Raw genomic sequence first — 22,529 nt, 5'->3', positions numbered from 1 at the left:
TTTCTGGAGTAAATAATGAGTAGTTGGTTAGATAAATTTGTCCCTTCAATTATGAAGAGCGAGTCAAAGCGAGTGGGTGGTTCTGTTCCAGAAGGTCTTTGGAAGAAGTGCCCTAAATGTGAATCTGTTCTATACCGTCCTGAACTTGAGAAAAATTTGGATGTTTGCCCAAAGTGTGAGCACCACATGCGTATTAGTGCCAGAAAACGTTTAGATATCTTTCTTGATAAAGAAGGTCGCGTGGAAATTGCCGCCGAATTAGAACCAGAAGACAAATTAAAGTTTAAAGATTCAAAGCGCTACAAAGATCGCTTAATCAGCTCCCAAAAAGCAACAGGCGAAAAAGATGCCTTAATTGCGATGGAAGGTACCTTAAATGGAATGCCTGTTGTGGCGGTTTCGTTTGAATTCAACTTTATGGGCGGCTCGATGGGCTCAATTGTTGGAGAGCGCTTTATTCAAGCCGTCAATGTTTGTCTAGAAAAAAACATTCCTTTGGTTTGTTTTGCGGCAAGTGGTGGGGCACGAATGCAAGAAGCCTTAATTTCATTGATGCAGATGGCCAAAACAAGTGCAGGGCTAGAGAAGATGAAACAACAAGGCATACCGTATATTTCAGCCATGACTGATCCGGTTTTCGGTGGCGTATCTGCTTCTCTTGCCATGCTTGGAGATTTAAATGTGGCCGAGCCTAATGCTTTAATCGGTTTTGCGGGTCCTCGTGTTATTGAGCAAACCGTGCGAGAGAAATTGCCTGAAGGCTTTCAGCGCAGTGAGTTTTTGTTAGACAAAGGGGCGCTTGACATGATCATTCCTAGGCATGAAATGCGTGATCGGCTCTATAATATCTTATCTATGCTAACCAATAAGGCCGCTTAATATAATGTCAGGCAAAACGCTTGAGGACTGGCTTTCTTATATTGAAGGCCAGCATCCTAATAATATTGAATTAGGCCTGGACCGCTGCTCTTTGGTCTTAGAAAGATTAAATATTGATAGACCTAAGTATAAGGTCTTTACTGTTGCAGGCACAAATGGCAAAGGTTCCACGTGCGCCATGCTAACAGGTTATTTTGTTAATGACGGTTTATCTGTTGGCACTTTTACTTCGCCTCATTTTTTAAAGTTCAATGAACGCATAGCGATTAATGGTCAACCTGTTACAGACGCTTCAATTTGCGAAGCATTCGTTGTTATCGATAAAATAAGAGGGGACATTGAACTCACATATTTTGAGTTTAATACCTTGGCCGCTTTTTACCTTTTCAGCCAAGCAAAGTTGGATTATTGGGTTTTAGAAGTGGGATTGGGTGGACGTCTTGATTCTGTCAATATGCTAGATGCTGATGTTGCTATCGTGACCTCGATTGCTTTAGATCATACAGACTGGTTGGGAGACTCTCTTGATCAAATTGCCATAGAGAAAACAGGTATAGCGCGCGATAATTGCTTGCTTGTTAGTGGTGTGGTTAGCCCTCCTGCAACCATTCGATCTAATGCCTCTTCTATCGGTGCTATTTTAAAACAAAAAAATGAGGATTTTTCTTTTGATGAGCAAGAAGAATGCTGGTCATGGAAAAATGAAGAGGTTGAGTTTTCACAACTTAATATACCTAAACTTCCGTTAGAGAACGCGGCAACAGTTATCGCTGCGCTCGTTTACTCAGAGTTAAAGCCAACACAAGAAAAACTCAATAAACTGTTTTCTTCCATTAACCTATTAGGTCGATTTCAACACGTCTCTACAGATCCACATGTCATTATTGATGTGGCACACAACCCTGAGGCGGCTTCTGAGTTAGCAAGACAAATACACAAGCTTAATGTTCAGCCTATTGCTGTTTGTGGAATGTTAGAAGACAAAGATTTTCAAAGTGTTATTGAGATATTAGCCGACTCGTTTTCTAAATGGTTCTTTGCCGATCTTCATGTTCCTAGAGGTGCAAAAGCATCGACATTAGCACAGTATCTCCCTTCTTCATCATGCTCCGAATCTGTATCTGCCGCGTTTATAGAAGCAAAAAAATATGCCTTAGAGAACGATCTCCCAATAGTCGTATTTGGTTCATTTCATACAGTTGCAGACTATTTAGAAGTTAACTCTTAGGGACTTTATTTAATGCTTGATAAAACAGTTCGTTTTAGATTGATTGGCGTGATCATATTAGTGATTGTGTCAGCGGCGGTGTTACCTATTATTCTAGACGGTGAAAGACCTCCAGAATTGGATGTAACGATTCAAATTGAAGCGGCTCCTAGCATCCCAAGCGTCAAAGTAGCGCCTTTACAGCCTATTACCAGTCTTGGTATAAATGATGATTCTGATAGTGAAATTGAACCGTCTTCTTCAGCCGATGAACCGACAACAAATGTATCAACTTCATCGGTTAAAAAAGAAGAACATAGTAAGCAAAGTGATGATGGTATTTTCAAACCACAAGTTACCGTTAAAGCAACCAATACAATACGTTCCAATGAGCAATCGTCTACGCCTAAGTCAGTCGCTCCAACGGCATCAAAAGAGCCCCGTTGGTCTGTACAAATAGCCACTTTCAAAAGTAAGAACAATGCTGAAAATCTCGTTAAAAAATTAATCAAAGCGGATTATGCTGCTTACAGTATTACCACTAATTCACTGTATAAAGTGTATGTTGGACCTGAAATAAAAAGAGAAAAAGCCGAACAGTTTCGTGATCAAATCAAAAAAGACATTGGTTTGAAGGGGTTGATTGTGAAGTATTCAGAAAATTAAGATTATGTATTTGGAATTAATAGCACATCTGATAAACTTCCACGTCAATTAGTATGAGGCTTCCATGGAACAATTAAGCTCGATTGCAACGCTTGACTGGGTGATTTTTATTGTTATTTTAGTTTCCTCTTTGCTGAGTCTTAGAAGGGGCTTTATAAAAGAAGTGTTTTCTTTAATAACTTGGGCTATGGCATTTGCTATTTCAGTAAAATTCTCTACGCAACTTCAATCTCTTTTAATCGATCAAATACAAAATGATCAAGTGAGATACATTGCTTCTTTTCTTATTCTATTCATTTCCAGCTTATGCGTTGGTGCACTAATTAGTCATTTATTGGGGTCTCTAGTACACGTTACTGGGCTATCTAGCACCGATCGTATCCTAGGTATGGTATTTGGTTTCGCTAGAGGCTCATTAATTGTTATTGCCGTCATTTCGTTACTGAGCTTAAGTTCTGCAATAACAGAAAATGAATTTTGGCAGGAATCTAAATTAACTCCTAGATTGGTTCTATTCAAAGACTGGGCGCGGGATATGTTAGGCAAAAGTGAGTCTGTAATAGACTCTACTTTAATAGACCGCGTTTTAGAAAGTTAAAACAATGAATATCGATTTAAATATCGTCTTTCCCCTAAAACACGAGGAATAACAGAATGTGTGGTATCGTCGGCGTAGTTGGCACTACAATGGTCAATCAAGTCATCTTTGATGCTCTTACTTTGCTTCAGCATCGTGGACAAGATGCGGCTGGAATGGTTACGAGTCACAATGGAAGGTTATGTTTACGCAAAGACAATGGATCTGTAAGTGAAGTATTTCGTACTCGCCACATGAAAAAACTTCTTGGCACAATAGGTATTGGCCATACCCGCTATCCAACAGCTGGCACATCCAGTTCCGCTGAAGCACAACCCTTTTATGTTAACTCCCCTTATGGTATTTCACTTGCACATAATGGCAACTTAACAAATACAAAAAAGTTGGCGCAAGAACTTTTTGAAGACGACCTTAGGCACATTAATACGACTTCAGATTCTGAAGTTCTGTTGAATGTCTTGGCACATGAATTACATGAAGAGGGTAAGTTAGTTCCAACTGCTAATGATATTTTTAACTCTTTAGAACGCGTATATGCACGTATTCAAGGTGGCTATGCGGTCGTGTCACTTATTACAGGTTATGGCATTCTTGCTTTCCGTGATCCAGATGGCATTAGACCATTAATTTATGGTTCAAGAGATACTGTTGATGGCAAAGAATATATGGTTGCTTCTGAAAGCGTTGCTCTTGATGCGGCGGGTTTCAAAATCGAAAGAGACATCAACCCTGGCGAAGCCATTTTTGTGGATGTAAATCGTCAAATTCATTTTAAACAATGTACACCGGCTAAAGTGGCACGACCTTGTTTGTTTGAATATGTTTATTTCGCCCGTCCTGACACAGTAATTGATAATATCTCTGTTTATAAAGCTCGCATTAATATGGGTGAAAAGCTGGCTGAGAAAATTGAAGAAGAATGGCTTGATCATGATATTGATGTTGTTATTCCTATTCCAGATACAAGCCGTACAGCCGCATTACAAATTGCTCAAAGACTCAACATTCCATTTAGGGAAGGGTTAGTTAAAAATCGCTATATTGGCCGAACGTTTATTATGCCAGGTCAAACAATTCGTAAGAAGTCTGTTCGTCAAAAGTTAAACCCAGTGCCATTTGAATTCAAAGATAAAGTGGTGTTATTAGTTGACGACTCTATTGTTCGCGGTACAACGAGTAAAGAAATTATCGAAATGGCTAGGGACGCTGGGGCGAAGAAAGTATATATAGCATCAGCTGCACCAGAAGTTCGTTACCCGAATGTTTATGGTATTGATATGCCTGCTGTTACAGAGTTGATTGCTAATGGTAAAAATTCAGATGAAATCTGTGAATTAATTGGGGCAGATAAGTTGATTTTTCAAAACCTTAATGACTTAATTGATGCCTGTATAGATGAAAAGCATTCAAATGTAAGAGAGTTCGATACCTCGGTATTTGATGGTAAATACATTACGGGGAATATTGATACTCAATATTTAGACAATTTAGAAAAAGCACGTAATGATGCTCAAAAATCTGGTGAAGAACCGCAGCAATCAAGTGATATGATGCACCCATTCTAATAACTGATTAGGGGTTGAAAAGACGAGAACGCCCAATTTTATTGGGCGTTTTTATTTAAGTATTGTTAAGGAAAGTATTGATGTCAGACTACAGAGATTTAACCAACATAATTCACAGCGGCACACGCCAAACACTTGAACAAGAAAATAGCGAAGCAATATTTATGACGTCAAGCTTTGCTTATAGCAGTGCAGAAGAGGCGGCCGGTAAATTTTCTGGTGATGTGGATGGCAATGTATACTCTCGCTTCACGAACCCAACGGTAGAATTATTTGAAAAAAAGCTCGCTGTATTAGAGAAAGCTGACGCGGCCATTGCGACAAGCTCAGGCATGTCAGCGCTAATGACAATGGCTTACAGTTTATTAAGTAGTGGTGATCGGGTAGTTTGTTCGCGTAATATTTTTGGTTCAACGGTTAAATTTTTTGATACCTATACTAAAAAATTTGGTGTTGATGTTGTTTATGTGGACGCTACAGATTATGAAGCCTGGGAAAGAGAAGTAACGGATAACACCCGTCTTTGTTATTTTGAAACACCGTCTAACCCATTATACGAAGTGGTGGATGTAGCAAGAGTGGCTAAGATTGCTCACAAAAAAAATGCTTTGCTTTGTGTGGATACGGTACTTGCCACACCAGCATTACAAAATCCCATAACACAGGGCGCCGATATTGTTATGCAATCGGCAACGAAGTTTATTGATGGCCAAGGGCGATGCCTTGGAGGCGCGTTAATTTCAAGTCAAAATATCATCAATGAATTTACCGGTTTTATGCGTAGCGCTGGTCCTTGCATGAGTCCATTTAACGCTTGGGTTTTGTTAAACGCTTTAGAAACATTACCTCTAAGAATGAAAGCGCATTCAGATAATGCCCAGCAGCTTGCTGAATGGCTTGAGACGCACCCTAAAGTTATTAAAGTGAATTATGGTGGTTTGCCGTCACACAAATATCATGAGTTAGCAAAGCAGCAGCAAAAAGGCTTTGGTGGTTTGTTATCATTTGAAGTGACAGGTGGAAGAGACGCTGCTTGGAAAGTGATTAACGGAACAAAGTTACTTTCTATTACTGGTAATTTAGGCGATACAAAGTCATTGGTGACACATCCTGCTAGCACAACACATGGCCGTCTAACAGACGAACAGAAAAGAGACGCTGGAATTGTAGAGGGGCTAATTCGTATTTCTGTGGGGATAGAAGATGTTCAAGATATTATTAATGATTTAGAAAATGCATTAAGTTCTATTTAATATTCAATGAATCACGTAAAGGGATTTGCGTGATTCCTTATTATGACTAATTATTATATTTTTCTTCTGCTTGAAGTAATCGGGATTCCTCTACTTTTCTTTTTTCAATGCTCGCTATTTTAAGTTCTTCCTTTTGTAGTGATAAAACATACTCTTCTATGAACGCTTTTGTTTCTCGACTGATTGAAATAAAGTGAAGTGCCATCATTTCTTCATCTTGCGAACGAACAATTCTGCCTTTAATTTCGCCGATCTTAATTTTTTCATACAAAATTTCTGCATTAATAACTTCTAAGGCCGAATCAAGTGTTCCTTCGATAAGGCAACCTTGATTACTGATGCTCAGGCACGGGTAAAAAACGCCTTGGTATAATAGAGAAAACGTCTCGCTTTCTAGTTGCGCTCGAAAAGCCATTCGTCTGTTTTTGTGAGCCGTATAAGCAATATGATAGTCAGGTCTATTTGTCATATAATTTTTGTAACTCAGGATCCTTTTGTAAAACAAATTCAGCACGACGATTTATGGCACGATTCTCAGGCGTATCATTTCGCACAAGAGGGATACTGTCTGCGTAGCCTGTGGCTGTCATTCTCTCAGGTCGAAATCCAGCCGCCAAAAAATATCTTAATGCGGTTGTCGCTCGAATGGCTGATAACTCCCAATTACTTGGGTATTTAACTGTATTAATGGGAATGTTATCTGTATGACCTTGAATGCTGATAGAGTATTCAGGATAACGGTTAAATATATCAATAAGTTTATTAAAGATAAATTCTGCTTCGTATGAGAGCTGAGAGTCTCCTGAATCAAAAAGAGTTTGTCCATCAACTCGAATGGTTATTTTTTCTCCATCTTCAAATACAGATACAGCATTCGATAAATTGGAAGAGATCATTTTGTTCGCAATGTCGTTAGCGATTTCATTTACCTGCTCTCTTTCTTCCGTATCAATAGGTTCTTCAGAGAAAGTAAGGTCTTGATTATCCGCTAATTGAGGCGGTTCAGGTTTTATAACTTGGGTACCACCTCCTGAATAAAAACGAGGCGATTGATTGATATTTGCGCCATTACTTGAAAGTGCAATCTGTATTGAGGAGAGGGCCGCCTCTAATGTCGTTTCTGTCATTTTTGACAGGCTATACATCAGTATAAAAAAAACCAACAAAAGCGACATTAAATCAGCAAAAGTAAATATCCACGTTGGGACTTCATCTTCTTCAAATAAAGGGTCGCTCATGTACTATTCCCCTATACCTGCTGGTTTACGTTGATGAGCCGGCACATAAGAAGACAGTCTTTCATAAACGGCTAAATAGTTGTTACTACCAAGGAGGCTCACTGTGCCATCACGAATAATTTCAAGTGTCTGTATTTCAAGAATCGTTCTCGCCTTCAATTTACCTGCAATTGGCTGAAAAAATACCGTAGCTAATAAAGAACCATAAAATGTCGTTAGAAGTGCTACGGCCATCGATGGTCCAATGGTATCAGGGTTATCCAGCTGAGAAAGCATTTGAATCAGGCCAATTAATGTACCTAACATGCCAAAAGCGGGGGCATAGGTTCCCATTTTTTTAAACACATCTTGAACCACATAGTGACGCATTTTTAGAGAATCAATGTCTGCTTGAAGAGTATTGCGAATATAGGTCTCATCCGATGCATCAGAGGCCATGGTTAGGGCTCTTTTTAAAAAGGGTGAGTCCGCTTCAACTCGACTTAATGCAATCAGTCCTTCACGGCGAGCTACTTTAGTTAATTGCAGCATGGTTGCAATCATAGCTTGTGGATTCTGCTTATCTTGGGTAAATATGATAATTGATGCTCTAAGAGCTGATACAGTATCTTTAAATTGAAAGGTAACTAATGTGGCAGCAATGGTGCCACCAATAACTATCATCATTCCAGGAATATTGACGAAAATAGACATATCACTGCTACCCAAGAAAATAGCAGAAACGATGAGGAAAAGACCGGTTATTATTCCAACAAATGATGCAAAATCCATTATTTAATTCACCTAAATAAGAATGCGGTATTGAAAATTGATTTATATTTACAATATAACATTTTAAAACGTTTTTTTAATGAATTTATTGAAAATTTTATAAGAAAGGCGTTTTGTTTAATGGAAAAAGGGCCTTAGAAGACAATACCAACGCATTGACTTTCAGGCCCTAAAGGTCTGTATTTATTGAAATGCCTTACATTTTGCTGTATTACACTTTCGCAATAGTATTATCACCTTCTTGACGAATTAGGTCATCTGTGACTACTAAAGAGTCGTCAGACTTGTTCGCTAAATGCATTTTTCTTTCTGCTCTGCGATAACCAAGCACTAATAAACAGGGCGTTAATATCAGAGTTAAAGGTGTTGCGAAGGCAAGGCCACCTGCAATAGCGGTTGATAATTGTGTCCACCATTGTGAGGAGGGCGCACCAACGCTAATGGCCTGGTTAACCAAATCAATATTAAGCTGGAATACCATTGGTACTAAGCCTAAAATGGTTGTTACTGTTGTTAAAATGACAGGTCTAAGTCTTTGCGCCCCAGTTCTAATGGCTGACTCTCTTACTGACATACCCATTTTTCTCAAGCTGTTAAATGTGTCGATCAGTACGATGTTATTATTTACAACGACACCGGCAAGTGCGATAACGCCTACGCCGCTCATAACAATACCAAACGGCTCACCTTTAATTAATAGACCCATAAAGACGCCCATTGTAGAAAAGATCACGGCACTGAGTATCAACAAGCACTGAAAGAAATTGTTAAACTGCGTCACTAAAATAATCGCCATGATGAAGAAAGCGACACCAAAAGCTTTCATTAAAAACACCATGGATTTCTGTTGGTCTTCCGTGTTTCCTCTGAATTGATAGCTAACTTCACGTGGTAGCCCTTCTGCATCCAGTTCACGCGTAATAACTTTGATCACTTCATCTATTACTAACCCATCTTTCACATCCGCATTGATACCAATGGTCTTTTTGCCGTCAACACGATTAATAACACCTTGTTTAGGCGCGGCTGTGCGCGTGATGAAATTGCTTATCGGAACCGCACCATTTTGAGTTGGAATAGTCAGCGTATCAAGTTGATCCATTGATCTATTATTGATCGGGTATCGTAAAACAATATCAATTTGATCATCAGCGCCTTCCGGTAAAAAGTCACTTAAAACAATACCGTTCGTTACTAATTTAATGATATTACCAAGCGTTGCCACATCAACGTCATAACGGCTTGCCTGTACTCGATCTATATTAATTTGCCACTCAATCCCTGGTAATGATCGGTCGTCATTAACCGAAACAATTTCATCGTGCTCTAATAGTTTTTTAGCGATAACATCGGCCGTTGCGATTAATGCGTCACTGTAATCTGAGCTTAATTCTAACTGAATGTCTGCGCCTGATTGAGGTCCACCTTGTTGAACTTCAGACTCGACAATAATGCCTGGGATATTTTGTGTTTGCTCGCGTATTTCCGCTATGATGTCTTTCGCATGACGTCGTGCAAACCAATCGTCAAACTCCATTGTAATACGGCCAATACTGTCGGGAGTCGCATTGTTACCTGGTGTATTATAAGTTGTTGTGATAACCGTTTTAAGCTCACTTTTTGTAAGCGCAATCGCTTCCACTTGCCGAACCAGTGCGTCTTTCTCATCCAAGGATAAATCACCTCGAGCACGCACATCTAACATGGCGACTTCAGGCTCAACGTCTGGGAAAAATTCAACGCCTTTACCTAAGGTACCATACAAACCAAATGTACTGAGGAGTAACACGATTGCAAAAATTAGCACTAGCCAAGGGTATTCCACTAATGAAGTAAGTACTCGAGTATAAAACCCTGTGAAGCCTTTTAACTGCGTTAAGTCACCCGTTTCAGTTAATTGCAAGGTTCTCATTTTGGCCGGTGTATAGGCACCTTTTTTACCAATAATTGACCCAATAGTTGGTAAAATAATGAGCGCCATAACCAATGAAGCAGAAAGTGTTGCTATAATGGTAATTGGCATATAACGCATAAATTCACCAACAATATCTGGCCAAAAAAGCAATGGCATAAACACGGCTAATGTCGTGGCGGTTGAGGCGGTTATTGGCCATGCCATACGCTTTGCGGCTTCTCCATAAGCTTGCCTTTTAGACGCACCTTCAGCGAGTTTACGATCAGCGTATTCTGTCACTACAATAGCGCCATCAACAAGCATACCAACGCTTAAAATGAGTGCGAAAAGTACCACCATATTGATGGTGTAGCCTTGCGCATCAAGAATTAATATCCCGGCTAGGAAAGCGCCCGGTATAGCAAGACCAACCAAGACCGAACTACGAATACCTAAGGTCGCAACAATAACAATCATCACCAGCAAAGTAGAAGTGACAACGTTATTAAATAGATCATTTAAGGAGGTTTCTATCTGAATAGACTCATCCTGAGACAAACTGTATTCAACGCCATCTGGCCAACTTTCGCTTTCACTTTTAATCACTTCTTTTACGGCTGAAATGGTCTCTATTATGTTTGCTCCAACACGCTTAGAGACGCCCATGGTTATGCTGTTTACACCACCAACACGCGCATAGCTTGTCGGTTCCTTAAAGGTAAGCTGACCCGAGGCAATGTCTCGCATTAACACCACTTCGTCACCCACCACCTTGATAGGTAAATTTAATATATCCTCTTCGGTTTTTAATAATCCTGGAACTTTTAATGGGAACCTGCCCGCACCTGTATCCATAGTACCAGCGGCAACTAATCTGTTATTCTGAGAAACGAGTGATATAACCTCAGGTAAGGATAGGTTATAGGTTTCTAATTGAGCAGGACTGATAATGATTTCAGCCTGTTGATCGCGATCACCATTTATGGAAGCCTCTAGCACACCAGTTACGGCTTCAATTGAATCTTGGAGTCTTTCCGCGATATCGCTTAATACGGCAAAATCAACATGGCCAGATAAATTCACTCTTAATACGGGAAAAGTTGAAAGGTTAACTTCTGAGACGGTTGGCTCTTCAGCGTCGTCTGGTAGTTCACTCTTGGCTCTGTCCACTTTGTCCTGAGTATCTATAATCGCTTGATCAATATCCGTCCCAGATTCGAACTCTAATACGACAGATGCATGACCTTCAGAAGCGGTAGAGCTGATTTGTTTAAGGCCCTCAAGACCCTTAAGTTCTTTCTCTAACGGGTGAACGAGTAAACTGTCGGCGTCTTCTGGTGAGATGCCTTCAAGGGTGACGGAGACATAGGCAACAGGAATAGAAATATCAGGATTGTTCTCTTTAGCTATTTCTATATAGGAAACCACACCCGCAACCAATATTAAAGCAAATAACATTAATACGGTTCTTGAACGCGATAAAGCCGCTTCAATTAAACTTTGCACAGATTACACTCCTTAATTAGCGAAAGTCGCTTCCACAATATCGCCCGCTTCAGTAAAGCCTTGACCGACAGTAATGATATTAATGTTCTTCGCTAGTCCTGTTACCCATACTTGCTCACGAGTCGATTTTACAATCGTCACTGGAGCTATAATGACTTTATTATCAATATCTAATATTTTAACGGCGGTATGACCATCCGCATCCAACGTCAGTAAAGCTGGCGAGAAACCATGGGCCATTTGTTCAGGAAGCGACAAGTTCACTTCTGTAGTGATGCCTGCTGGGATTTGGTTTTCTGGGTTCGGTATTTCAATTTCTACGTTGATAGATCGAGTACCGGCATCAGCAACCGAGTTTATGTAGTTAATATTACCTGTGACCATCTGACCATTAATCATGATTTCGGCTTCGGCGCCTAAATGAATTTTGCTGGCTTCTTTTTGGGGAATGTTGGTACTAATAACGAGGGGGTCAACGGCAACCAATTCACCAACCATTGCGCCTGATTGTAATAACTGAGTTTCTGTGACGTTTAAACTATTTAAGACACCCGAAAACGGGGCAATTAAACTTGAGTTTTCCAGATCAATTTGAAGACGTTTTAAAGACGCCTTTGCTTGAGCCACGTCCGTTTTTGCAGAGGCAAGAGAGACGGCGGAAGACAATTTTTGTTTTATTAACTTTTGCACACCATCATATTCAAGTTTTTTTTGATCCAGTAATGCTTGTGCTTGCTCAATGTCGGACAACAAAGAGCGAGTGTCTGTTTTTAATATGACACTTCCTTTCTCAACAAAGTCGCCCTTTTCAAAATAGATATTACTGATTCGACCTGAATTACCAGATAACAAGTTCAACGAGTCACTTGAGTGTGTGGTTCCGCTGAGACTGAGGCTGGCGGAAATACTTTTGGCAATAAGGGTCTTAGCCTGAACTCTTTTATTAACGGGTGTTTCACTGGCTATCGCATTCACTTCAGTTTCTGAGGAGTTTGTTTCAGGCGTTGTCGCTTGAGCAACGGTAATGCCTTTACCGCCAGATACCATCCAGAAGACAGCGGCTCCCGTAATAACAACCGCCGTTATTGGACCAATTTTACTCTTCAACCCCATTATGGTTCTCCATCAAAAATACAAGACTATAAAATCGTTAAGCTAGTCTACTGTTTTCGTTCTAAAAACGGTATAGAGAAACGATAAAAGGTTATTAACGAGGATAAATAGTAAATAACCCAAGAAAGACGACACTTTTTGTTAACAGAACAAGCTTATTGTCTAAACCTTCTTGCATATAGATGCTATATTATGCGCCTTTAAAATTATCCATTTACTTAGGTCAATTATGAGCTTGCTATCACTTGAACAAGTCTCTGTGGCATTTGGTCACAACCCATTACTTTCTAAAATTAGTTTTTCTGCGGATGCAGGGGAAAGAATTGCCATTATTGGACGTAATGGAGCCGGAAAATCTACGCTACTAAAAACAATTTCTGGTGAAGTTATTCCAGATGAAGGGTCAATAAGAGTAGAGGGAGGGATGAAGGTAGCTCAACTTCCCCAAGAATTACCCAATGCAAATGATAAGTTAGTGAAAGAAGTTGTGAGCGAAGGCGCACCGCAAGCACATTCTTTGCTTACACGCTATTATGCATTATTAGAAGATTTTGATAATGACCACAGTAACGAACTCAGTGATATACAGCACACACTTGATCAGATTCAAGGATGGGATCTAGAGCAGCGTGTTTTGAAAATGATCCAAAAGTTAGATTTGCCCGCCGACAAAAAAATGTCTGAGTTATCAGGCGGTTGGCGTCGCCGTGTCATACTGGCTCAAGCATTACTTTCAGAACCTGATGTTTTATTACTTGATGAGCCAACAAACCATTTAGATGTACCAACAATCGAATGGATGGAAAAGCAACTGCAGCAATTCCGTGGGTTAATCTTATTTATTACCCATGATAGACGCTTTTTAGAACAGTTAGCCAATCGCATTATAGAGTTAGACCGAGGAAATTTAATCTCGTTTACTGGAAACATTCACGCTTTTCTAGAATTTAAAGAGAAGCTATTGGAAGAAGAAGAGCGAGCAAATGCGTTGTTTGACAAACGTCTAGCGGAAGAGGAAGTTTGGATTCGTCAAGGCATTAAAGCGCGCCGCACTCGTAATGAAGGTCGTGTTAGAGCATTAAAAGCGTTGCGTGAAGAGCGTTCTGAGCGAATCTCCGTGCAAGGCAAGGCAAAAATGTCCATTGAGACTAAAGATAAATCCGGCAAACTTGTTGCTGAATTTACCCAAGTTGCCCATCGATTTGAAGATAAAGTCATTTTGCACCCAATGGATTTAGTCGTTTCTCGTGGTGATCGTATTGGTTTGGTTGGCCCAAATGGTTGTGGTAAAAGTACCTTCCTGAAGATTTTACTTGGACAATTAACGCCAGACTCAGGATCGGTTAAGCAAGGAACAAAGTTAAATATTGCTTATTTTGACCAATTAAGAGAACAGTTGGACCCAGAGAAAACCGTTGCAGAAAATGTTGGCGAAGGCAAAGACGTTATTGAAATAAATGGCCAAAATAAACACATTATTGGTTACTTAGGTGAGTTTCTTTTCCCACCAGAGCGAGCAAGAACACCAATCAAAGCCCTATCTGGTGGTGAACGTAACCGAGTTTTGTTAGCCAAACTTTTTACTAGACCGGCCAATCTTTTGGTGATGGACGAACCAACAAATGATCTTGATGTAGAAACACTAGAGTTATTAGAAGAACTCTTAATGAATTACGATGGGACCTTGTTATTAGTGAGCCATGACCGTGCTTTCTTGGATAATGTGGTGACCAGTGTTATTGCGTTTGAAGGTGCTGGTGCTGTTAGAGAGTACGTAGGTGGTTATAATGACTGGTTGCGCCAAGGCGGACGATTTGCCGTAGAAAGAATGACGCCGAAATCCGAAAAAGAAAGCACAAACAAAGACGCCGCAAAAGAGAAAAGTGCGGCCGTTAAAGTCGCTAATAAAAGCAAGTTAAGTTATAAAGTACAACGTGAGTTCGATTTAATGCCTGAAAAAATTGCGAATTTAGAAGCTGAAATTGAGCGTGTTCAATTAATTATCGCTGACGCAGGTTTTTACTCACAACCTCAAGAAGTTGTACAAAAAACACTTACTGAAATGGCCAATTTAGAAGCTTCATTAGAGTCATCAATGGAGCGTTGGTTAGAGTTAGAAGAAATGCAGAATGGATAGTAATGATATGAGTAGTCAAATTACCCCTGTCGGTTTTATACCGCGTTTTTTTGGTGCTTTTGCACAATTTTTTAAATATCTAGGTAGTGGTGAATATGCCGCTCGCTGTACTCTCGTCAGTGAAGGTCAATTATTTGCGAACGAAGTTGAACCGAAAATAATTTATGAAGAAGTAGAAACCATTAGAGAAATTGAAGTTCCTATGCCTGCGTTAGCGTCTTTGAATTCTGATGGAGCATTGCAGTTGCTTCAACTATTTCAACAAGAAGCGCGTTTGGTGGATTTTTTAAAGGAGTCGTTAGAAGGTTTTTCTGACGAAGAAGTCGGTGCAGCATCTCGACAAATTCATGCAGGTTGTTCGAAAACACTGCAACAATTTTTTGATATAACGTCAGTAAGTAATGCGTCAGAAGGACAACGTATTACGATTGAAAATGGCTACAACCCAAAAGAGTTTAGATTGGAAGGTCGTATTGAAGGTAATGGACCATTTAACGGCACATTAATTCATGGTGGGTGGAAAGTAACCAATACTAACCTTCCACAAGTTACCAATACGGCATCACTATCAATCTTAGCGCCAGCTGAAGTCGAGGTATAATCAAATGCAACCTGTTTTTATTGGTATTGATTTAGGCACAACTCATTCAGCGCTTTTTTATGCTTCAGAAGAGTTGACGGAAGGAAGAGTCGACTCATTTTCCATTCCGCAATTAATTTCCCCAGGTCAGGTATCGGATTTACCTTTGCTACCTTCATTTATCTACAGCCCGCATGAAGGTGAATTTTTACAAAGTGATTTGATTTTACCGTGGGGCAGCAGTCCATTAATTATTGGGCAACTCGCCAGAGAGTTGGGTGCAAAATCGTCTGGTCGCTTGGTTCAGAGCGCTAAAAGTTGGTTGTGTCATTCAACCGTTAGTGCAGAAGAAAATGTGTTACCTGTTGATGCCTTAGATGAAGTCACTAAGCTGTCTCCTGCAAACGTAACAGAAAGACTTTTGGGGTATTTGGTTCAGGCGTGGAACCATGCCTTCCCTAGTATACCGATGCAACAACAGAATGTTGTTATCACAGTACCCGCCTCTTTTGATCCGGCGGCGAGAGCGATGACTGAAAAAGCGGCTAAAAAAATTGGCTTAAATGCCCGTTTAATAGAAGAGCCCCTCGCGGCTTTTTACGCATGGTTGTCTGAACAGGAAAAGTGGACAAATTCTCTTGATGTAAATGATCAAGTTTTAGTGGTTGATGTGGGTGGAGGTACAACGGATTTATCGCTTATTCAAGTTGCTGATGTAGACGGTAGTTTGCAATTAGAACGGATTGCTGTTGGTCGCCATATTTTATTGGGCGGTGATAATATGGACATGGCGCTTACTTATCACGTAGCAAGCAAATTAGCGAATGAGGGCGTGCAACTTGAAGCTTGGCAAATTTCGGCCTTAACTCAAGCTTGTAGAACAGCTAAGGAATCGTTACTAACAGCTGGAGACATTAATGAAGTGTCTGTTGTTGTTCCTAGCCGTGGCCGTAGCCTTTTAGCCAATAGTATAAAAAGCCGTCTCACCAGAGATGAGGTCAATCAGCTGATTTTAAATGGCTTCTTTCCTGAAGTTAATATAGGTGAGCGCGCTCAAAAAACAACGCGCAGCGGAATTCGTACACTTAATCTAGAGTATGAAACCGACCCAGCTATTACCCGTCATATTAGTGAATTTTTAACAGCCAACCAATCTACGCCAAATAAAATACTGCTTAACGGTGGTGTATTTAACTCACCGATTGTCGTTGAAACCTTAGCAAAACACCTAAGTACATTAATGCACAACGATGAAATGAGCATGCTCAAGTCTTCTCATTTAGATTATGCCGTTGCCAAAGGGGCTAGTTATTATTCTAAAATCAATGCTCAAGGTGGGATTAAGGTCAAAAGTGGATTAGCTGCAAATTATTACATTGGTGTCGAAAGCCCAATGCCTGCTATTCCAGGTATGCCAACGCCAATTGATGCCGTTTGTGTGGCACCTTTTGGATTGGAAGAAGGCGGTCCTGAAGCCGTACTATCGAGTGAATTTACATTGCTCGTTGGTGAAGATGTGCAATTTCGTTTTTTTCAGTCAAATCAATCAGAACCTCAAGAAGTTGGTTCTGTTGTTAATTCCTTCGCAATTACGACTCTTTTTGAATTATCGCCAATCAGTGTGAGGTTGTTTGAAGGGCATTACCCATTAGGTGAATCTGTTCGGGTAGTATTGACGGCGAAGGTATCAGAACTTGGGATTTTGCTAATCGAAGCCTGTGATACACAATCAGAATTAACCTGGACGTTAGAATATCAAGTAAGGGAGTCCTAATGAAGGCTCGGTATTTTGTCGGCATTGATTTAGGGACGACCAACTGTGTGGTCTCTTTTATAGACAATGATTCACTTTCAGATCAGACGCATATATTGAGTATACCACAGTGTATGCAAGACGGTTCTGTTCAGTCTTTTACGCATTTACCGAGCTCCATTTACACTCTTGCGAGAGATGAACAGGAAAAGCTTAGCGTAACATTACCCTGGAAAACCCAATATCCAAATAATTTGGTAGGGCAGGGTGCGCTTCAGCTTGGTCAGAAACGTTCAGGGCAATTAGTCCAGAGCGCAAAGAGCTGGCTAAGCTTTAATCGTGTTGACCGTAAGTCTGAAATCTTGCCTTGGGGCAGTGATTTTGAACGTAAATTATCACCGTTTAACGCCACGGTTATTCTTTTGGATCATATAAAAAATGCTTGGAATCATACTTTCCCAGGCTTTCCACTATCTGATCAAAAGGTGGCACTTACTCTTCCAGCTTCATTTGATGAACAGGCTAGAGCCCTAACTCTAGAAGCAGCAGAAAAAAACGCCTTAGAGAACTTGTACCTATTAGAAGAGCCTCAAGCCGCTTGCTATAACTGGGTTGCGAAAGAAGCCAATACAGATGCATTGGCAGATAAAAAAATGTTATTGGTTATTGATATTGGTGGCGGTACCACTGACTTCAGTTTGGTTGCTATTAACAGCTTAGCAAACAATCAATTAGCGAAGGATGAAATAGCGACTAGTAAACTGCATTTAAAGCGTATCGCGGTTGGTGAGCATTTATTGCTCGGTGGTGACAACGTAGACCAAGCGTTAGCATTTCAACTTGATCCTAAACAAATCGCTTCGCTTTCAAGTACTCGACTGGCTGCATTAGTCCAACAAACGCGGTTAGCTAAAGAGGCGTTGCTGGCTGACAATGCGGATGAGTCTATATCGATAACCGTACTTGGCTCTGGTAGTCGATTGATTGGTGGTGCTCAGAAGTTTCAAGTAGAGAGAGAACTTTTAGTAAAGCAAATTGAGACCGGTTTTTTGCCCATTATTGATTTGCAAACGCAGGTAAAGCAAAAGCAATACGGCGTTCAATCGTTAAATTTACCCTATGAGCAAGACCCTTCTATTCACGCTCATTTAGCCGATTTTCTCAGTCAACATGCTGAAGAAATTAAACGTCATTGTGGTCAGTTTTTACCTGATGCGGTTTTATTCAATGGTGGCTTATTTAACAGTCCCAAAATCAAATCACGTATTATTGAGCAATTACGCACATGGTGTGGCGATGATTTGTATGTTTGTGAAGGCAATCAACCTGACACTTCTGTGGCTGAAGGGGCGGCCTATTATGCCTTCGGGTTAGTCAATACGGCAACAAAAATAGAAAGTGGTGCAGCTCATTCGTTATTTTTAGAAATGGCTGACGGCACCTCTGTCTGTATTTTACCAAAAGGCAATCCTCGCGCTGAAAGTGTTATTCTATCAAACACCTTCTCTGTGGTTTTAGGAACGGCGGTGCAGTTTCCATTGTATCGCGCGGATGATCGATTAACCGTTGACAAAGAGCACCGCCTGGAATCCACAGAAGGATTACATTATATTTCGAATCTAAGTGTTATCTTAGAAAGCAGTAAAAGTGAACTTGCTCAATTAGATGTCAAGCTAACGGCGGAACTCACTGAAGTCGGTACCTTAAAGATCCAGTTGACTGCAATGGATCAATCGGATCAATGGATACTAACATTCAATGAGTTTCAGCAAGGTCCGGAGAGTGAAGAAAACACCATGAAGGTCCATCGATCTCTAGGAGAGGCGGAAGAACTATTGGTGAGTTGTTTTTCTAAAGCGACAAAACAGAAGCAAGATGATATAAAAAAATTACGCAATGGCTTGGAAGCTATTTTAGGACCGAGAGAGGAGTGGAATCTAGCAACAGCAAGGTCTCTATGTGATAAATTATTAAGCTTAAAATCTGGTAGAAATAAAAGCCCTGCGCACGAAAGGCAATGGTTGATGTTAACAGGGTTTTGTTTACGTCCAGGCTATGGTTTTGATAATGACATGCCTCGTGTAGAGAATTTCTCAAACATATTATCAAGCAAACCTCAATTTGATGACAATTCAGTATGGAGCCAGTATTGGACGGCTTGGAGAAGAATTGCCGGTGGGCTGTCAGAAGAAAAACAGCAAAACTTATTAGATTCGTTTTTAATGTATTTCTCTCCCAGCGCACTGCGTTCTAGAGAAAAGCAAAAGCAACTGCAAACTCGAGCAGGAGATGACCTTATTCGTTTAGTGGGTGGACTTGAATCCCTCTCTATAGATAACAAAAAGTCGGTCGCGGACATACTCTTAAAACGCCTAAGCAAATCATCTGAATCGGATACAGCCTGGTGGGCTATAGGACGTTTAGCAAATAGAAAGCTATTGTATGCGGAGGCTACTTATTGCCTGCCTGAAGACATTACTATTCATTATTTAAGTGTTTGTTTAAAGGAAGATTGGAAAAAAAGAAAGCAAGCAGGGCTTGCCGCTGTATTAATGGCGCAATCAGATGAGAAAGGCTCAGAGAACTTGCGAGCAAAAAAGGCGCTTGTTTCGAAAAAATTACTAAAAGAGAAGTGCCCAACTCATTGGGCGGATCGTTTGGATCTTTCTTTTGAAGAAGCGGGTTCCGATATGAACGATTTTGTAGGAGAAGCCTTGCCAATAGGAATTCACTTAAAATCAACTCGTACCGGCTAAGAACAAGCCCAGAACCCATGAGGTATTCGATATTGAAGTGCTGATTTTAAGCACTCCAATATCGGTATAATGTTATCTACTCAGCAGAACCTTCTTGAACCAGTTCGATTAAACCGTTTTTATAAGCCACCTGTAATAGTGCGGCAATGAGTTCATCTGGCGGCAGCAAATGCAAAGGTACAGTTAGATCAAATTCTTCTAGTTCATCGTTTAAATTAACATCTCTTTGCCTAAACCAATCGTAGACGCCGATCACCTCAAAAGAAGGGTCTAACCCTTTACAGTCGTATGTGACTTCGATCATTTGAGCGGTTAAGTCGGGATCTAAAGCAATGACTTCGTCGGTATCAAGTTCTTTTATCCATTCGGTTAAAATATCACTTGCTTCATAGCCGAATTCATACAGCTGTGCTTCGTTAATATTTAGGGGATTGTTTTCGACATGGCCCTTTTCTAGCCAAGCATCATCAGGCGTTAACAAAACTTCTTTAATTTGGGCATCCGGTGTTGACCAAGTAAATAAGATAGGAAACATGGGCTCATCAGATGAGTTAGCGACAGTCGTAATAAATATAGGTAAACTTGACATAAAATTAAGTCACATTCTGTATTAAAGTAAAGGAAGAAAGAATGACTAACCGTATTAGAATCAGTAGCGCATTCGATGGGGGTAATATTACCGTAATTGAAGCAAATGAGCCTGATAATATTCAAGTTAAAATTCCTAATGATACCAACTCTGAATTCCTCCAGTGGTTTTATTTCCGTTTACAAGGCGGTATGGAGAATCAATGTAAGATTATTTTCCTGAATGCAATTGATGCGGCTTACCCAGATGCTTGGGATGGTTACCAAGCGGTTGCCTCATATGATAGAGAGCATTGGTTTAGAGTGCCTACTGAATATGTAAACGGGCAACTTGTCATTACTCATGAGCCAGAGCAAGACAGTATTTATTATGCTTATTTTGCTCCTTACAGTTTTGAGCGTCATCAAGATATGATTGCTTGGGCGGTATCTAATGAAGACTGCATTTCGGATCATTTAGGCGAAACAGCTGAAGGTCGCGATATAACATTACTTGAAATCAGCAAGACCCAAGGCTTGGCTAAAAATATTTGGATCACGGCACGCCAACACCCTGGTGAAACCATGGCGGAATGGTTTATTGAAGGGTTATTGGAAAGGTTGCTAGATGACTCTCATCCTCTATCAAGGTCATTATTGAACCAATGCCGTTTTTATATCGTTCCTAATATGAACCCTGATGGAGCGGTTCACGGCAATTTAAGAGTGAACTCAAAAGGCATCAACCTAAATAGAGAATGGGACAAGGCTACCAAAGAACTTAGTCCGGAAGTATTGTGTGTACAACAACGAATGGAAGAGGTGGGTGTTGATGTGTTTTTAGACATTCACGGCGATGAGGAATTACCCGTGAACTTTGTGGCTGGTTGCTCTGGCGCACCATTTTTTGATGACCGAATGCAGCAACTCGAAAATATTTTCAAAGGTATTTTTCTTGCTGTCAGTCCAGATTTTCAAGTTGAAAAAGGGTATGCACCCGATCAGTTTGGTGATGAAAGTATGTCCATTGCCAGCAATTGGGTAGCGGAAAAATTCAATTGCCTTTCATTGACTTTGGAAATGCCATTTAAAGACAATGAACTGTTGCCTGACGAGGAAATGGGTTGGTCACCTGAGCGTTCGAAAATTCTTGGAGCAGATACCTTGTATCCTTTATATCATATTGTGACAAGTGACTTACTAAAATAACTAAATCACGGCAGTGAGTAGAAAATGATTGTTTTTTATACTCACTGCACTTTCTTTTTACGTAACAGCAATGATGAATAAAGAGCTTATTTCTTACTGATTTCTCTTTGTACCGCCGCCAATATCCCTCGTAAAATCCCTAGTTCACCTTTTTCAGGGCGTGACCGATGGAAAAATCTCTGCAATTTATCGAGAACCTTGCCGGGATGGTTTTTAATTATAAAATTAATATCGTAAAGAGTTTCTTCTAAATGGTCATGAAATAAGTCCATTTCGTTTTTCAGCGGGTACTCTGGTAACTCGATATCACCATGCAACTTATTTTCTTCTTGGGCATGAGCCATCCATATTTCATAGGCAACAATTTGCACCGCTTGAGAAATATTCAAAACGGGATACTCATCGTTAGCGTCGATATACACTTGACGATGACACTGGGCAATTTCTTCATTCAAAAGCCCTGTTTTCTCTCTACCAAATACAATTGCTACATCGTGGTTTTTGGCTTCCAGAACCGTACTTTCACCACATTGTCTGGCGTTCATTATGGGTAATTGGAAGGTTCTATGCCTAGCACTGGTTCCTATGACCAGACTACAATCACCAATAGCTTCCTCTAAAGTGTTAACGATGATTGCATTTTCTAGCAAATCAACAGCGCCGGCAGCACGACTTGTTGCTTCATCCGAAGGGTAATCGTTAGGATCAACAAGATAAAGGCTACTCAATCCCATATTCTTCATAGCTCGAGCTATCGCTCCAACGTTACCGGGATGGAATGTATTAATTAGGACAACTCGAATATTACTTAACATAGGCGTGAGATAATTCTTTAAT

18 protein-coding genes are annotated in these 22,529 nt (G+C 40.3%); 11 read left to right on the top strand and 7 right to left on the bottom strand.

The window, feature by feature from the left end; genetic code table 11:
• Positions 1-15 precede the first annotated feature (15 nt).
• The 6 genes from accD to IEZ33_RS09380 all read left to right on the top strand — a co-directional run bounded on the left by accD (position 16) and on the right by IEZ33_RS09380 (position 6,168).
• Positions 16-879, top strand: coding sequence for an acetyl-CoA carboxylase, carboxyltransferase subunit beta (gene accD / locus IEZ33_RS09405; protein WP_191603392.1), 864 nt, complete (start codon positions 16-18; stop codon positions 877-879).
• 4 nt (positions 880-883) lie between these two features.
• A complete protein-coding gene (gene folC / locus IEZ33_RS09400) occupies positions 884-2,107 on the top strand; it encodes a bifunctional tetrahydrofolate synthase/dihydrofolate synthase (protein WP_191603391.1) in 1,224 nt (407 codons plus the stop codon).
• Positions 2,108-2,119: 12 nt separating this feature from the next.
• Positions 2,120-2,752 (top strand): SPOR domain-containing protein, encoded by a 633-nt coding sequence (locus tag IEZ33_RS09395; protein ID WP_191603390.1) that lies wholly within the window; start codon positions 2,120-2,122, stop codon positions 2,750-2,752.
• A gap of 64 nt (positions 2,753-2,816) precedes the next feature.
• The gene (locus tag IEZ33_RS09390; RefSeq protein WP_191603389.1) at positions 2,817-3,350 is read left to right on the top strand and encodes a CvpA family protein; all 534 of its coding nucleotides are present in this window, start codon (positions 2,817-2,819) and stop codon (positions 3,348-3,350) included.
• Positions 3,351-3,406: 56 nt separating this feature from the next.
• Positions 3,407-4,915 (top strand): amidophosphoribosyltransferase, encoded by a 1,509-nt coding sequence (purF, locus tag IEZ33_RS09385; RefSeq protein ID WP_191603388.1) that lies wholly within the window; start codon positions 3,407-3,409, stop codon positions 4,913-4,915.
• Positions 4,916-4,995: 80 nt separating this feature from the next.
• Positions 4,996-6,168, top strand: coding sequence for an O-succinylhomoserine sulfhydrylase (locus IEZ33_RS09380; RefSeq protein WP_191603387.1), 1,173 nt, complete (start codon positions 4,996-4,998; stop codon positions 6,166-6,168).
• Positions 6,169-6,214: 46 nt separating this feature from the next.
• Here the strand turns inward: IEZ33_RS09380 and IEZ33_RS09375 are convergent, their stop codons facing one another.
• The 5 genes from IEZ33_RS09375 to IEZ33_RS09355 all read right to left on the bottom strand — a co-directional run bounded on the left by IEZ33_RS09375 (position 6,215) and on the right by IEZ33_RS09355 (position 12,690).
• Entirely contained in the window at positions 6,215-6,637 is a 423-nt protein-coding gene (locus IEZ33_RS09375; RefSeq protein WP_191603386.1) for a hypothetical protein, read from the bottom strand.
• Positions 6,627-7,406, bottom strand: a complete 780-nt coding sequence (locus tag IEZ33_RS09370) for an OmpA/MotB family protein (RefSeq protein WP_191603385.1) — start codon at positions 7,404-7,406, stop codon at positions 6,627-6,629. The genes IEZ33_RS09375 and IEZ33_RS09370 overlap by 11 nt, the downstream gene beginning before the upstream one ends.
• 3 nt (positions 7,407-7,409) lie before the next feature.
• Positions 7,410-8,177, bottom strand: a complete 768-nt coding sequence (locus IEZ33_RS09365) for a motility protein A (protein WP_191603384.1) — start codon at positions 8,175-8,177, stop codon at positions 7,410-7,412.
• 211 nt (positions 8,178-8,388) lie between these two features.
• Complete coding sequence (locus IEZ33_RS09360) at positions 8,389-11,577, bottom strand: efflux RND transporter permease subunit (protein WP_191603383.1); 3,189 nt, start codon at positions 11,575-11,577, stop codon at positions 8,389-8,391.
• Positions 11,578-11,589: 12 nt separating this feature from the next.
• Positions 11,590-12,690, bottom strand: coding sequence for an efflux RND transporter periplasmic adaptor subunit (locus tag IEZ33_RS09355; protein ID WP_191603382.1), 1,101 nt, complete (start codon positions 12,688-12,690; stop codon positions 11,590-11,592).
• Positions 12,691-12,919: 229 nt separating this feature from the next.
• On the opposite strand from IEZ33_RS09355, the gene IEZ33_RS09350 reads away from it, so the two are divergent.
• The 4 genes from IEZ33_RS09350 to IEZ33_RS09335 are packed head-to-tail and all read left to right on the top strand — an operon-like array spanning position 12,920 to position 19,916.
• Positions 12,920-14,827, top strand: a complete 1,908-nt coding sequence (locus tag IEZ33_RS09350) for an ATP-binding cassette domain-containing protein (RefSeq protein ID WP_191603381.1) — start codon at positions 12,920-12,922, stop codon at positions 14,825-14,827.
• A complete protein-coding gene (locus IEZ33_RS09345; RefSeq protein ID WP_240009676.1) occupies positions 14,820-15,428 on the top strand; it encodes a DUF2760 domain-containing protein in 609 nt (202 codons plus the stop codon). Before IEZ33_RS09350 ends, IEZ33_RS09345 begins: the two co-directional genes overlap by 8 nt.
• A 4-nt stretch (positions 15,429-15,432) precedes the next feature.
• Positions 15,433-17,181: an Hsp70 family protein gene (locus IEZ33_RS09340; RefSeq protein WP_191603380.1), complete on the top strand. Its 1,749-nt coding sequence runs from the start codon at positions 15,433-15,435 to the stop codon at positions 17,179-17,181.
• The gene (locus tag IEZ33_RS09335; RefSeq protein WP_191603379.1) at positions 17,181-19,916 is read left to right on the top strand and encodes a hsp70 family protein; all 2,736 of its coding nucleotides are present in this window, start codon (positions 17,181-17,183) and stop codon (positions 19,914-19,916) included. The genes IEZ33_RS09340 and IEZ33_RS09335 overlap by 1 nt, the downstream gene beginning before the upstream one ends.
• 76 nt (positions 19,917-19,992) lie before the next feature.
• Here IEZ33_RS09335 and IEZ33_RS09330 read toward each other — a convergent pair whose 3' ends face one another.
• On the bottom strand, positions 19,993-20,505 hold the full coding sequence (locus IEZ33_RS09330) for a hypothetical protein (protein ID WP_191603378.1): 513 nt from the start codon (positions 20,503-20,505) through the stop codon (positions 19,993-19,995).
• A 41-nt stretch (positions 20,506-20,546) separates the two neighbouring features.
• On the opposite strand from IEZ33_RS09330, the gene IEZ33_RS09325 reads away from it, so the two are divergent.
• A complete protein-coding gene (locus tag IEZ33_RS09325) occupies positions 20,547-21,692 on the top strand; it encodes a M14 family metallopeptidase (protein ID WP_191603377.1) in 1,146 nt (381 codons plus the stop codon).
• Between the two features lie 86 nt (positions 21,693-21,778).
• Here the strand turns inward: IEZ33_RS09325 and trmJ are convergent, their stop codons facing one another.
• Complete coding sequence (gene trmJ / locus IEZ33_RS09320; RefSeq protein WP_191603376.1) at positions 21,779-22,507, bottom strand: tRNA (cytosine(32)/uridine(32)-2'-O)-methyltransferase TrmJ; 729 nt, start codon at positions 22,505-22,507, stop codon at positions 21,779-21,781.
• Positions 22,508-22,529: the final 22 nt, after the last annotated feature.

This window comes from Marinomonas algicola (genome assembly GCF_014805825.1).
In the GTDB taxonomy this organism is placed as follows: Bacteria; Pseudomonadota; Gammaproteobacteria; order Pseudomonadales; family Marinomonadaceae; genus Marinomonas; species Marinomonas algicola.
Note: the sequence above shows the minus strand (reverse complement) of the source record. Positions and strands in the feature narration are given on the sequence as shown.